Origin of the sequence: Arthrobacter sp. R4 (assembly GCF_051365025.1) — a bacterium.
In the GTDB taxonomy this organism is placed as follows: Bacteria; Actinomycetota; Actinomycetes; order Actinomycetales; family Micrococcaceae; genus Arthrobacter.
On the sequence record NZ_JBLWIJ010000010.1, the window covers coordinates 445,940 to 459,070 of the forward strand.

At 63.7% G+C, this 13,131-nt stretch carries 15 protein-coding genes; 5 read left to right on the top strand and 10 right to left on the bottom strand.

Annotation, left to right across the window (positions count from 1 at the left end):
• Positions 1-82: 82 nt before the first annotated feature.
• From ACLKOZ_RS07900 to ACLKOZ_RS07930, 7 genes are all read right to left on the bottom strand, one after another.
• The gene (locus tag ACLKOZ_RS07900; RefSeq protein ID WP_436474098.1) at positions 83-304 is read right to left on the bottom strand and encodes a hypothetical protein; all 222 of its coding nucleotides are present in this window, start codon (positions 302-304) and stop codon (positions 83-85) included.
• Positions 301-1,554 carry an anion permease gene (locus ACLKOZ_RS07905; RefSeq protein WP_436474099.1) on the bottom strand — a complete coding sequence of 418 codons (1,254 nt, stop codon included), beginning with the start codon at positions 1,552-1,554 and terminating at the stop codon, positions 301-303. Before ACLKOZ_RS07905 ends, ACLKOZ_RS07900 begins: the two co-directional genes overlap by 4 nt.
• Positions 1,555-1,706: 152 nt before the next feature.
• Positions 1,707-2,216 (bottom strand): HAD domain-containing protein, encoded by a 510-nt coding sequence (locus ACLKOZ_RS07910; protein WP_436474100.1) that lies wholly within the window; start codon positions 2,214-2,216, stop codon positions 1,707-1,709.
• Positions 2,217-2,231: 15 nt separating this feature from the next.
• Positions 2,232-2,915 carry a hypothetical protein gene (locus ACLKOZ_RS07915; protein WP_436474102.1) on the bottom strand — a complete coding sequence of 228 codons (684 nt, stop codon included), beginning with the start codon at positions 2,913-2,915 and terminating at the stop codon, positions 2,232-2,234.
• A 57-nt stretch (positions 2,916-2,972) separates the two neighbouring features.
• A complete protein-coding gene (locus ACLKOZ_RS07920) occupies positions 2,973-3,404 on the bottom strand; it encodes a VOC family protein (protein WP_337352502.1) in 432 nt (143 codons plus the stop codon).
• Between the two features lie 121 nt (positions 3,405-3,525).
• Positions 3,526-4,245: a response regulator gene (locus ACLKOZ_RS07925; protein ID WP_436474105.1), complete on the bottom strand. Its 720-nt coding sequence runs from the start codon at positions 4,243-4,245 to the stop codon at positions 3,526-3,528.
• A complete protein-coding gene (locus ACLKOZ_RS07930) occupies positions 4,242-6,200 on the bottom strand; it encodes a DUF4118 domain-containing protein (protein WP_436474107.1) in 1,959 nt (652 codons plus the stop codon). Before ACLKOZ_RS07930 ends, ACLKOZ_RS07925 begins: the two co-directional genes overlap by 4 nt.
• A gap of 178 nt (positions 6,201-6,378) precedes the next feature.
• Here ACLKOZ_RS07930 and ACLKOZ_RS07935 point away from each other — a divergent pair, with 178 nt between their 5' ends.
• Positions 6,379-8,355: an amino acid transporter gene (locus ACLKOZ_RS07935; RefSeq protein ID WP_436474109.1), complete on the top strand. Its 1,977-nt coding sequence runs from the start codon at positions 6,379-6,381 to the stop codon at positions 8,353-8,355.
• Between the two features lie 377 nt (positions 8,356-8,732).
• A complete protein-coding gene (locus ACLKOZ_RS07940) occupies positions 8,733-9,680 on the top strand; it encodes an alpha/beta fold hydrolase (protein ID WP_436474111.1) in 948 nt (315 codons plus the stop codon).
• Positions 9,681-9,710: 30 nt separating this feature from the next.
• Here the strand turns inward: ACLKOZ_RS07940 and map are convergent, their stop codons facing one another.
• Positions 9,711-10,481: a type I methionyl aminopeptidase gene (gene map / locus ACLKOZ_RS07945; RefSeq protein ID WP_436474273.1), complete on the bottom strand. Its 771-nt coding sequence runs from the start codon at positions 10,479-10,481 to the stop codon at positions 9,711-9,713.
• A 52-nt stretch (positions 10,482-10,533) separates the two neighbouring features.
• Here map and ACLKOZ_RS07950 point away from each other — a divergent pair, with 52 nt between their 5' ends.
• Together ACLKOZ_RS07950 and ACLKOZ_RS07955 are read left to right on the top strand one after the other, a co-directional pair.
• Positions 10,534-10,806, top strand: a complete 273-nt coding sequence (locus tag ACLKOZ_RS07950) for a helix-turn-helix domain-containing protein (RefSeq protein WP_337347271.1) — start codon at positions 10,534-10,536, stop codon at positions 10,804-10,806.
• 514 nt (positions 10,807-11,320) lie between these two features.
• Positions 11,321-11,482, top strand: a complete 162-nt coding sequence (locus ACLKOZ_RS07955; RefSeq protein WP_436474113.1) for a hypothetical protein — start codon at positions 11,321-11,323, stop codon at positions 11,480-11,482.
• A gap of 36 nt (positions 11,483-11,518) precedes the next feature.
• Here ACLKOZ_RS07955 and ACLKOZ_RS07960 read toward each other — a convergent pair whose 3' ends face one another.
• A complete protein-coding gene (locus ACLKOZ_RS07960) occupies positions 11,519-12,172 on the bottom strand; it encodes a DNA alkylation repair protein (protein ID WP_436474275.1) in 654 nt (217 codons plus the stop codon).
• A 107-nt stretch (positions 12,173-12,279) separates the two neighbouring features.
• Positions 12,280-12,645, bottom strand: coding sequence for a DUF1801 domain-containing protein (locus ACLKOZ_RS07965; RefSeq protein ID WP_436474115.1), 366 nt, complete (start codon positions 12,643-12,645; stop codon positions 12,280-12,282).
• 131 nt (positions 12,646-12,776) lie between these two features.
• On the opposite strand from ACLKOZ_RS07965, the gene ACLKOZ_RS07970 reads away from it, so the two are divergent.
• Complete coding sequence (locus ACLKOZ_RS07970) at positions 12,777-12,947, top strand: hypothetical protein (protein WP_436474117.1); 171 nt, start codon at positions 12,777-12,779, stop codon at positions 12,945-12,947.
• Positions 12,948-13,131 lie beyond the last annotated feature (184 nt).

A 13,131-nucleotide genomic window follows, 5' to 3' on the forward strand; every position in this document is an offset into this window, starting at 1 on the left:
GGGTTCCCATACTCCACCCGCAGTCCGGGCTCGTCGCAACAGTCTTAGCTATTCCCCCGCCGGAGCCTATCCGCCAGAAAAACTACTTGCTGAAGTACGGGATGATCAGGTACAGACCAAACAGCACGGCAACACCGCAGAGGCCGAAACAGATATACGCGAGGGAGCGTTTGGCGCGCGGCGAGGCCTGCTGGGCATCACCGGCGATGGCGGTCAGCCGGACGCCAAGCGAGTACAGGACTACTACGGTCACGGCAGCCACCAAGGTGGCGCCGCCTACGGTCAGGAGTTCCAACCACTTCATCGCTGCGTATCCTTCTGCTCAGACGCTTCGGCTGGGGCTTCAGCTGCGGTCTTGTCCTTGGTGCGGGCGCGGGCCCGCACGAGGGCTTTCTTCTTGGCGAAGCGGACGGCCTGCCCGGCTTCCTCGACCTCCACGGCGTTGTGGTGGCCAACGTGGGACTTACGGGAGTAGAAGAACATAAACAGCACGGCAGCCGTACCAGCTACGGCGGCAATCAGTACACCCACCACGCCGGTCTTGACGAGCAATGCCGTCAAGGCACCCACAATGCCCGCGGCCGGGAGTGTGAACAGCCAGCCCAGGGCGATCTTGCCCACCATGTTCCAGCGGACGGTGGTGCCCTTGCGTCCCATGCCGGAGCCGATGACCGATCCGGACGCAACCTGCGTTGTGGAAAGGGCGAAGCCCAGGTGGGAGGAGGCCAGGATGGCCGAAGCGGTGCTGGTCTCGGCCGCGAAACCCTGGGCGGGCTTAACCTCGGTGAGTCCGGAGCCCATGGTGCGGATGATGCGCCAGCCGCCTGCATAGGTGCCTACGGCAATCGCAATGGCGCATGCGGCGATGACCCAGAACTGCGGGCCGGAGCCTGGCGCCTGGGTTCCTGCGGCAATCAGGACCAGGGTGATGATGCCCATGGTCTTCTGCGCGTCATTGGTGCCGTGCGCCAGTGCCACCAGGCTGGAGGTAAAGATCTGGCCGGTGCGGAATCCGCCGCGCTTCTGCGTGAGCTTGCTGCCCGTTTCGGGGTCGTGGCGGGCGGTCAGGGCATAGGCGAGCCTGGTGCAGATGTAGGCCACAATCCCAGCGATGAGGGGGGCGAAGATGGCCGGCAGGATGACCTTCTGCAGGAGTGTCTCCAGATTGACGGAGTTGAACCCGATCCCCGCGATGGCCGCGCCGATCAGTCCGCCGAACAGTGCATGGGACGAACTGGACGGCAGGCCTTTGAGCCAGGTGATCATGTTCCACAGGATGGCGCCCATCAGGCCGGCGAAGATGATGTCCGGGGTGATCTGGACGCCGTCGGAGCCTTCCCTGATGATGCCGCCGGAAACTGTCTTGGCGACCTCCGTTGACAGGAATGCGCCCACGAGGTTCAGGACAGCGGCGAGTGTCACCGCCGTTTTTGGCTTGATGGCACCTGTGGCGATAGGCGTGGCCATCGCATTCGCGGTGTCATGGAAGCCGTTCGTGAAGTCGAAAAATAGTGCCAGTGCGATGACCAGCGCCACCATGAAGGTGATATCCACCTGTTGCCCAATCTGCAGAGTCGACGTTCAGCAGTTTCTTTCCCCCGGCTGCCTTGCACAGCATAATTCACCAGCTGTTCGCGTGGAATGACCTGTGGCGTTAACACAACCGGCGTGAAACCTTATCGATCGTACGCGTACCGGGCATCAGGTCAAAACAGCGGCGGTATCAAAAAGGAGCTGACGGATTCGAGTTCCGCGGGCGAAATTCCCAGCCGTGGATCGGGCGAGACCAGGAGGATCCGAGCGCCGAGGAACCGGGCCCATTGCTGTGCCTCTTTCTCGAACCGGAGCTGGTCGTCGATCCAGACAATGCGGTCCGGGCTACTACGTTCCAGGTCCGCCTGGAGAGCCGCAAGCTTCCACCACCGCTCCCCCGTATTGCCACCGTCAGCGGTCAGGTATGGCCATCGGCCGCCGTCCAGTCCAATGGCGGGGCACAGGTATTCCGGCGCCATCTCCTCCCAGCTGGTAAGCCAAATGCACGCAACGTCCGGCCTCGCGGCGAGGTCATTGAGCCCGTCCACCAGTTCCTGTGCATAGGCCACGGGCAGCAAACCGGCATCCGCCTGGCACCATTCGCTGCCCCATTCGCTCCTGCCGGCGGGGCCGAAAGGGCAGATGACTCCGTCCACATCCAAGTAGAGGGTGACGTTCCGCACAGCCGCACCGCAGCTCTAGCGTTGTGGGTAGTCCGGGGCGTGGCCGGAGTCCAGCATGGGCGCCACTTTCTCCTCGAGAGCTGTCACCGTGGCGTCGGGAAGGACAATCAGACCGTCCAGTTCGCGGCGAGCCCGCTTGTACGCTGCCTGACGCTCTGCCGGCGTGGCTGCGCTGTCTTCCGCGAGACGAAGCAGCTTCCTGGCTGTAGCCAGCCGTTCACGCTCAGGGCCTGAAAAGTTCGAATCCTTGATGCGCCTGGCCTCGCGTTCGGCTACGGAAAAAGCTACTTCATAGCCGTTGACGGCCGAGCGGTACGCCTCGAGCCGGGAGGGCATCGTGAGTTCTTTAGCCGCGGCAGGCCGAAGCCCGTCGGCTTCGCGTTTCGCCCGCAGGAACGCCACGGTCAGGGGTTCGCGGACATCAGTCATCAAGGGAAAATCGATCAGCTTGCCTACATCGAGCTCGTAGTCCAGCCAGCGTTTGTTCACGGCGTCGTGGCTGGCCATCAGCATGGCCACTTCGGTCTCGGCTACCTGCTCTGCCTGCAGCGTCAGATTCCTCAGCTTGTAGAGCTCCACCCGGCGCTGGTGCCTGCGCTCGGTGGAGTTCTGCCACGCCTTGGCCCAACCGCCCATGACACCACTGAGCGGAAAGACCAGCCACCAGTAATGGGCCATAAAATCCAGGATGGGCTGCACGCTTCTATCGTCGCACCGCGCGAGGCAGCTGCTCAAGGACTATGGCTTCGGGCCTGCCTAGGACGCGGGAGCCGCCAGGGGGTTATTGACGTTTACCAACCAGGCGGTACCGAATTTGTCCGTGCACATGCCGAAGATGTCGCCCCAAGGTGCCGGTTCCAGCGGAACGGTCACAGAGCCGCCGTCGCCGGACAGCTTGTCCCAGTAGCCGCGGAGCTCTGCTTCGTCATCGCCGCTGAGGGAAACCGAGATGGAGCTGCCCTGCGCGAGGTCCATGCCGTTGGGGGTGTCTGCCCCCATCAGTACCAGGCCCTTATCGGTGGTCAGCATGCCATGCATGATTTTGTCGGCCTCTGCCGGATCTTCGCTGGCCTGGAATTCGCCGAACGTGCTCAGGGCAAGGTCGCCGCCGAACACGGACTGGTAAAAGGTCATCGCCTCCCGGGCGTTGTCGCGGAATCCAAGGTAGGGGTTGAGCGTCGTTGGCATGGACAAATCTCCTTGCGGTACGGAACGGAATCGGAAAGGAACAGTCAACATACTGCCCCAATTCCACCCGGCTTCATAGGGTTCCCTGGCCGCCGGTTTCCCTGTTGGCCGACGGCGTGGCTCAAGGCACGAACCGGTACCCCACGCCGGGTTCGGTGAGCAGGTGGCGCGGGTTTCCGGGGTCGGTCTCCAGCTTCCGGCGAAGCTGCGCCATGTACACGCGCAGGTAGTTTGCTTCCTTCTGGTAAGCAGGCCCCCAGACGTCCAGCAGGAGCTGCTGCTGAGTTACCAGCCGGGCCGGGTTCCGGACCAGCAACTCCAGGATGCTCCATTCGGTGGGTGTCAGCCGCACAGCGTCGCCATCCCTGGTGACGCGCCGCTGGGCAAGGTCCACAGTGAAGGAAGAGGCCGCCACGGTGGGTGCCGATTCGGGCTCGGGGACACGGCGGAGCAGCGCGCGCAGCCGGGCGAGGAGTTCGTCCAGACCGAAGGGTTTGGTGATGTAGTCATCCGCGCCGGCGTCGAGGGCGTCCACTTTATCCGAAGAGCCATGGCGGGCGGACAGCACCAGCACCGGCAGGCTGCTCCAGCGGCGGAGTTCCCGGAGTACCTCCGCTCCGTCCAGGTCCGGCAGCCCGAGGTCCAAAACCATCAGGTCCGGCGGCCGGTGCGATGCGGCACGCAAGGCGCTGCCGCCGTCGGCCGCTGTATCCACGGCATAACCATGGGCCTGGAGCGTGATCCGGAGCGCCTTCAGCAGGTGGGGGTCGTCGTCCACCACGAGGACGCTGGTCCGTTGGCCCCGATGCGTGCCGGAAGAGTGTGTCTGGGCCGCGTTCACGTGGCATCCTGCCGCGGCTGGCCTGCAGCATGGCGCGCGCCCGCTTCGCCGGTGGAAAGAGCCAACGTGATGACCATAGTCAATCCCCCGCCGGCAGTCTCCTGTGCGCTCAGCGTGCCGCCCATGGCCTTGATGAATCCGTCCGCGACGGCCAGGCCCAGGCCCACGCCCGTGGATTGGGGAAGGTCGTGGAGCCGCTGGAACGGCCGGAACATATCCAGCACTTTTTGGGCGGGTATGCCGACGCCGTGGTCGATGATCCGCAACTCACCGGAGGGATAGCCATCCAGGGTGTCTGCACCCATTCCGTCAGAAGCGCCGGTGATGGTGATACCGGATCCGGGCGCGTACTTGACGGCGTTTTCGACGATGTTGGCGATGACGCGTTCCAGCAGCACCGGATCGGCTTCCACGGCAGGCATGTTGGCCGGCAGCTCAACCCGGACGGTTCCCTCCGGCAGCCCACGGAGGGCCGGGGAAACAACGTCGCTCCACCGAACCGGCCCAAGCGTGGGCATCACCGAATCGGCGGTAATCCTTGACATATCCAGCAAGTTATCAACTAGCTGGTCCAGCCGGTCGGTGCACTCATCGATGGTTTCCAGCAACTCCCTCTCCTCAGCAGCGGTATAAGTGACTGTCCGTTGCAGCAGTCCACCTGCGGCGAGCTTGATTCCGGCCAGGGGCGTCCGCAGATCGTGGGAAACAGCCCGCAGGATGGCAGTGCGCATGGTGTTCCCTTCGGCCAGGCGCATCACCTCGCGGCGACTTACGGCCAACTGGCGGCGCTCCAGCTGGGCTTTGACATGGACCGCAAAGGCACCCAGCAGCCTGCTTTCCGACGCCGGCACCTGCCGGCCGAAAAGCACGAGCCGGGTATCGGCGTCGACCGGCTCTGCAGTGCTGCCCGGCGCGCCGGCAACACCCGGCTCCCACCCGGCCGTGTCCCCGGCACCGGCCACCAACCGCCATACCCGGCCGTCAGCGTCCGGGCCCCCGCCCCTTGAAAGTTCCGACGCCGGTCCAGCGCCTTCCGCTTTCCCGGCGTGGCTGCTGAACACGCCGGCGCCGGTTGCACTGAAAACGTCCAGGGCTTCTGCCAGCAGGCCTTCCAGGGTGTCCTCCGAGCGGGAGGCGCCCAAGGCGAGATCACCCAGCGTGGCGGCCTCGGCCTGGGCCCGGGCGGCTTCCTTGGACCGGCGGGCGGATCTGTCCACCACACCGGCGACAGCCACGGACACGCCGACAAAGATGCCCAGGGAGAGGAAGTCCTGCGGATCACTGATGGCGAGATCCCCCATCGGCGGCGTCGAAAAATAGTTCACGAGCACGCTGCTCCACAGCGCGCCGACGACGGCGGGCCACAAACCGCCCACCAGCGCCACCGCGACGGCGCCCGCAAGCTGGATCAGGACGGCGGTGGCAACGCTGTGGTCAAACGCGGCCAGCAGCACCTGCAACAGGACCGGAAGGGCAGCTGCGAGCGCAAAGCCGGCGCCGGCCCTGGCCCGGCCAAGGGTGGGCGTCCTGCGCCGTGGGGCGTGCACGGGCGCGGAGCGGGGCACTACCTGGACGTCAATGTCCCCCGCGCCGCGGACCACCCTGGTTTCCACGCTGCCGCCGGACAGGAGCCCGGACAGCTGGCCGGCCAACGGCCTGCGGCGGGACTGGCCGACCACGATGTGGGTTGCATCGGACTTGCGGGCGTAGTCGAGCAGGGCCGATGCCGGGTCAGGTGCCGAGAGCGTGTGGTAGCTTCCGCCCAGTTCGACGACCAGCCGCCGCTGGGCCTCCAGCGCCTGCGGCGATTCTCCCGGCGCATCCTCTGCGGTGCGGACGTGGACGGCCACCAGTTCGCCGCCGTCGCTCCTTTCCAGGATCCTGGCGGCGCGGCGGACGAGCAGTTCTGCATCGTCGCTGCCGTTGAGGCCAATGACTATCCGTTCCCGTGCCATGCGGCCATTCTCCCACCAGGATCCTGCACGCCTTCACCGTCCGGCCGCACGCGCTGTGGTGTTGGTCATAGCGGTGTTAAGGATGCGTCAAGATGCTGGGGAATCCGGGTCCCGTGGCTCTGGCCGGTACTAGATTCGGCTGTGCCCGCGGCGCCGTGCTGCGGACTGAAAGGCTTACATGACCACCATGAGCAGGCCCCCGGCCGACCCGTCGGCCCTCCGCCCGACGCGGAAGGCGGCCCTTGGCAGCTGGCTGCTGTTCGGACTGCAGGACTCCAAGGGCGCACACCAGGGCCCAGGTGGCGTCGCGGCGGATGAGGAGAAGAAGCACCACTGGTGGCAGGTGATGTGCCTGACGGGCGTGGACTACTTCTCTACCCTCGGGTACCAGCCGGCCATCGCGGCACTGGCGGCCGGTGCCATCTCTCCCCTGGCCACGCTGGTCCTGGTTGCTGTGACCTTGCTGGGGGCCCTGCCGGTTTATCGGAGGGTGGCGGGAGAGAGCCCCCGCGGTGAGGGGTCCATCGCGATGCTGGAACGGCTGCTGCCCCGGTGGGGCGGAAAGCTGCTGGTGCTGGTGCTGCTCGGTTTTGCCGCGACGGACTTCATGATCACCATGACCCTCTCCGCTGCCGATGCCACCGCGCACCTGATCGAAAACCCGTTTGCTCCAGAGTTCCTGCACGGCCAGGAGGTGGCAGTGACGCTGGTGCTGCTTGCGTTGCTCGCCGCTGTCTTCCTTCGCGGGTTCAAGGAGGCCATCGGCGTCGCCGTCGTACTGGTGGTCCTGTACCTGGGGCTCAATGTGGTGGTCATCGCCACGTCCCTCCGCGAGGCGGCGGCCCATCCGGTTGCTGTCGGTGACTGGTGGCAGACCCTCAACACTTCGCACGGCAATCCGCTCATGGCTGTGGCCATGGCCTTGCTGGTCTTCCCCAAACTGGCCCTGGGACTGTCCGGCTTCGAAACAGGTGTGGCGGTGATGCCGCAGGTGCGCGGTGGCGCCGGTGATACCGACGGGAACCCGGCCGGACGGATCCAGGGGACACGGAAGATGCTGACCGCCGCCGCAATAATCATGAGTACCTTCCTGGTGGCGAGCAGTTTTACGACGGTGGTCCTGATCCCGGGGCATGAGTTCCAGCCTGGCGGGGAAGCGAACGGAAGGGCGTTGGCGTTCCTGGCGCACGAATACCTGGGAGACGGGTTCGGAACCGTGTATGACCTCAGCACCATCGCCATTCTCTGGTTCGCAGGGGCATCCGCAATGGCGGGGCTGCTGAACCTAGTTCCCCGATACTTGCCGCGGTACGGCATGGCCCCCGAATGGGCCAAGGCCGTCCGCCCACTGGTGCTCGTCTTCACTCTCACCGGGTTCCTCATCACCTGGCTGTTTGAGGCCGACGTCGATGCCCAGGGCGGTGCGTACGCCACCGGCGTCCTGGTGCTGATGACTTCGGCGGCGGTGGCCGTAACGCTCTCGGCGCGCCGCCTGCAGCAGCGAAAGCGGGCCATCGGGTTCGGTGTGATTGCCGTGCTTTTTGTCTACACCACGGTCACCAACATCTTTGAGCGGCCCGAGGGGATCAGGATTGCGGGGTTTTTCATCCTGGGGATCGTGAGCATTTCGCTGCTGTCCAGGGTGTTGCGTTCCTTCGAACTGCACGCCACTCATGTCCGGTTGGACACGCAGGCGCTGGAGTTCATGGCGGAGAACCTGTCGGGGCCCATCGGCATTATCGCCCACGAACCGCTCCGCCAGTCCGCGGAGGCCTACCGGCAGAAGCTCGCGTCCGCCACCGAAGCCAGCCACTTCCCTTCGGACTACCGGCCCCTGTTCCTGGAAGTCACCGTGGATGATTCCTCCGACTTCGAAACGGCGCTGGAAGTCCGGGGCGTAGTGCGGCATGGTTTCGCCGTGCTGGAGGTGCACGGACCGGTAGTACCCAACACCATCGCCTCGGTGCTCCTCCATATCCGGGACGTGACTGGCCTGATGCCGCACGTGTACTTCCGCTGGACCGAAGGCAACCCCGCCGTGAACCTCCTGCGCTTCCTGGTGCTGGGCGAGGGTGAGATCGCTCCCGTGACACGGGAGATCCTGCGGGAGGCCGAACCGGATGTCACCAAGCGGCCGTGGGTGCATGTGGGCTGAAGACGTCCGACGGCGGCCGGATCACTTGGTGCGGACATGGGGACTGTGCCGGGTATTCACAAACGGCGGGTCGACATCTCCGGGGTAGATTTCGTTCCCGACTTCATATAGATCGCCCGCCTCCGCTTCCCCGAGGTACTGTTCCGGGACTCCTCAGTTCGTGCCCTGGACGTGGCGGACGGGGGCCTGAGTGGCGTGCTCGCCTGGTATTCGCTGATTCACCTGGTTCCGGCGGAGCTACCGCACTCTTTAGACCAGATGAGCCGGCTACTGCAGGATGCCGCATGCAGCCATTGGTGCGATCCGCCGGTAAGGGATCGCTCTTCCCGAACCCGGTAAACAACCGGAACGGCACGACGTCGAATACTGTGAATCAGGTGACCGACGAGAAATTCCAGGCAAAAAGCGGCTGGGTGACCGTGCCCCATGCCGAAATCTACTGGGAAGCCACCGGAGATCCCGACGGGATTGCGGTCCTTTACCTTCATGGAGGCCCTGGCGGTTCCCTTGGTCGGGGCGGGTACCGTAAACGCCACGACCCCGGCGGGTTCCGCACTATCGGTCTTGACCAACGCGGTTGCGGCAAGAGCACTCCCGTCGTCCAGGACGACCTTGACCACCTGCCCGAGAACACGACGCAAGCCTTGATCGAAGACATCGAGGCTGTGAGAGAACACTTGGGTGTACAGAAATGGATCGTGACCGGCGTTTCCTGGGGTAGCACGCTTGCCCTCGCCTATGCCCTGGAGTACCCCGCGCGGGTTCTCGGCATCGCTTTGGTAGCGGTGACAACAAGCAGCAGGGACGAGATCCAGTGGATCACAGAAGACGTCGGACGCGTCTTCCCCGAAGCATGGGCTGAGTTCGCAGAAGCGGCCAACGCGGCCCCCGGCGAACGGATAGTGGATGCTTACGCTCGTCGGCTGGCGGGCCAGGATCGCGCAGACGCGCGGCTCGCTGCACTGTCTTGGGACCGGTGGGAATCAACGCACATTTCGCTGGATCCCAACTGGCTTCCTGGCCTGCTGTTCGAAGACGAGCGCCAACGGATGACCTTCGCGCTCCTGGTCACGCACTACTGGTCCAAGGACGGATTCCTCGTCGAAGGCCGGGAAATCATCCCGCGGATCCACGAGCTCAATGGCATCCCCGGCTACCTCATCCACGGCAGGCGGGACATCAGCGGCCCCGCCGTCACGGCATGGCAGTTGCACCGGCGCTGGGAGTCCAGCCGGCTTATCGTCATCGAGGACGAGGGCCATGGCGGAACTCGATGCATGGCAGCACTGACACGAGCAGTCGAAGAAATCGCTGCACTGGCCTGAGTTCACGGGCTGCGACGGCTTCGGAGCGCTCTAGGCCAGTTGAGTGAGAATAACGGGTCCGGATTCCGTGACGGCAACCGTGTGCTCGGAATGCGCCGTTCGACGGCCATTGGAGCTGCACAGGGTCCACCCGTCGGGAGCTGTCACCAGCTTGCTGGTGCCGTCCATAACCCAAGGCTCTATTGCCAAGAGCAGACCAGGCCGCAACACGTATCCACGGCCAGGCGTACCGATATTCGGAATATGCGGATCCTGGTGCATGGTGCTTCCAACACCATGTCCGCCAAATTCGGTATTGACCTCAAAATGCGCTGATTCGAGCACTGCGCCAATTGCGTGGGAGATATCTCCGATACGGGCTCCGGACTCGGCCGCCCGGATGCCAGCCAGAAGCGCTTTTTCCGTGGTTTCAATCATCTTCAGGTCCCCGGGCGCGGTAGAACTCCCTACAACGAAGCTGATGGCGGAATCAGTGACCCAACCATCGACACTTGCCGCGAAATCAAGCGTGAGCAGGTCCCCGTCCACTAAAACGTAGTCATGAGGGAGTCCATGCAGGACGGCATCGTTGACGGACGTGCAGATGACTTTTCCGAATGGCCCGCGCCCAAACGCCGGGGCATAATCGACATAACACGAACGGGCTCCTGCGCTCCGGATCATCGAAGCTGCCCATTCGTTGATGTCCAGGAGATTGGTCCCCGGCTCGATTCTCTGCCGCAAGTCCGACAAGGTTTTTGCCACGAATTGGCCCGAGTGACGTGCTTGGTCAATTTCCCGGGGTGTGAGTAGCTCAATCAACGAATCCTCCAATATAGAACCGGTATTATTATAACGGTACTATGCTGGGAGGATGGTCAGAGTTCCTCTTAGCCCCGAAGATGTCCGCGCCGGGAGGCTGCTCGGAGAGATGCTCCGTCATGCACGCGGAGAACGGACCCTTGTCCAGGTGGCTCTGGGAGCAGGAATATCCCCCGAGACGCTCAGGAAAATCGAGACGGGTCGAATCGCGACGCCTTCTTTCGTGATCGTGGCTTCCCTGGCCGAGGAACTGGGCCTCTCGTTGGATGCTATCCAGCGAACGCTGCGAAGGTCGTCCGGCGAAAAGCTCGATGTAGCTTCCTAGAGCACGTAGGGTTCGAACCATGGACGCACGTGGGGGAACCGTTTTTCGTGGGGTGCGCAGGAGAATATTGCTGTCGACGGCGGGCCTCACCATCGGCGTCGTCGCAGCAGCCTGTGGGTCCGCGCCTCCGCAGGGCGCAGCATCCCACAACCACACCGCCGCCAGGCCGTCTATTGCTCAAGCACCCTCGACGGGCGCGGAGTTGTCGCCGGGCATGACTCCCGCACGAGTTCCGCCGGCGCCTCCTGCGGCTTTAAGTCAGGGTGCTGACGACTGCTTGGAACAAAGCCCGGAAGAAGCCCTTGCTAATGGAGTGCTGCACTGCCAGTACTTCACTTCCGGCTCCCTGATGCCGGACTCAGTCCCGTCTGGCCCGGGCATAAGCTCCGGCGACTACGCCGTACGGTTCTCCAACGTTGGGGGAAGCACAGTGATGACCGTCCGGATCCCCTGTGCTTCGTATGCGCTGAGGGTTAGCATTGTCGGCCAGACAATCACGCCGGAGCCTGGGTCCATGGACAGCTCCATTGGCACCTGCAACTTCCCGTGGGATGAGGAGCAGAAGCGGATGGCAAGGTACCTCCAAGGGCCGCTGGTGTTCGCTCCAAGGGAAGCTGGCATCGTGCTCCACAACCCTGAATGGGGAGTCACGCTGTTCCGCACTCCCTACGCTTGACGGCGGCCGTGTCGTTGCCGAACGACGTCCACCGGTTTATCCGGCCCGGCTCTCCCCCGCCCGGCGCACCATTTCGTTGATCCAGATGGGCGCGAACGGAGAAGTGCAGTTGGGCGGCGTCGGGTAATCCTTGAGCACTTCGAGCCGCTCACCGATGTCCAGGGCGCGGGCGCGGAGCTCGGCGTGCTCAATCCCGATCTGAGCCAGGCAATGGTTCATCGCCCACTGCAGACGATCAGGTGCCTCTCGCATTTCGGACTCAATGACGTCGAGGAGGCCGGGGAGGTCCAGACCTTCAGGACTCTTCGCCACGCGTTCAGTAGTCAGCGCCCAGCCGGCACTGGCGACCACCGGATCCGGATCCGCGAACCACGACTGACGCAGGCCTTCGGAGTGGGGGCTCTTCTTTACTACGTAGTTCACGAGCCAGTCGTGCACCTTGGGCGTACCCGCCTCGCGCAACATGGCGTCCAGCTCATCGCGCTCGAACGCCTTGGGCCGGCAGACCAATAGCGCCAGGAGCCTCGCCGCAGTGTCGTTCGTTTCCCAGAGCTGGCGCGCCAATTCCTGCTGGGTCTTCAGCCGCTTCGCCACAGCGCGCAGCTTGCTGAGGTTCACGCCGTGATCGTCGCCGCGTTTCTCGTTCACCTCGCGTGCCCTTGGGTCCTCGAGTGCGGCAAGCTCGGCCATCACCTGGTCCACTGTCGTTTCGGCCACCGTCGTATCAGCCACGTCTGCCTCCCTGTCGATCATGTGTGCGATTCAGCCTACGACCGAAAACTGGAAGCATCGAACACTTAGGCACGAACCCATTCACGTACGAGCCTTACGAAATCCTCCTGCCGTGCTGCCGCTACTTCCGCGCTGGGAAAAATCACTTGGCCGCGGTCTTGCGCGATAATTTCCAACAGCCCTCTCCACTTCGACGCATCAAAATGGAAGACGTCCTCGTTCGTCTTTGCACCCCGGTGGAAAATGAGCTGAATGTGATTCAGCGGGCGCAGGTTGAATGTAACCCGGTCCACGGAGTTGAAGCAGAAGCTCGGTGCTTTCCACTTGATGTGCTCCGTTATTGCGTCATCGCCGTTGAGGACTGCCAGCCGGAGCGACTCAATTGCCGGCTTGAAGGGGTGATCCAGCGACTCCAGGAACGAATCAACCACCGGGTTTCGATTTAGTGTCATGAGACAGTCAAGCACTTTCGCTGTCCGCTACGTTCTCACCGCCGAGATACCTGACGATAAGCTTTGAAGTGTCCGAATCAGGTCAACATAGCTTCTTGGGGGAAGAACGCATGGACGCCAATCCGCTGAATTTTCTGGTGCTGTGCGCAGTGGGCGCAGCCGTTTTCTTTTATGTCCTGTACGGCGTGGTTCGCGCTGCGACCCGTGATGGAATCATCGACGCGACACGCCAAGCCGAAAAGGCGAAGGCATCCGGGGATGAATCGGAACTCCGCGGCTAGCTGAACGGCAGCAGGCCAACTACAGCGGCTGCATCGACAGGCGAGGACGTATCCACCCTGACAACGGTGCCGATGCTCAATGGCGCGCCGTATGCCGACCACTCGGCCCACTCCCGCGCCGCACTGATCCCGACTGGATGAATCCTGTGGCGCCGCGGATCCAGGGAGGCCATTTACCAGGATT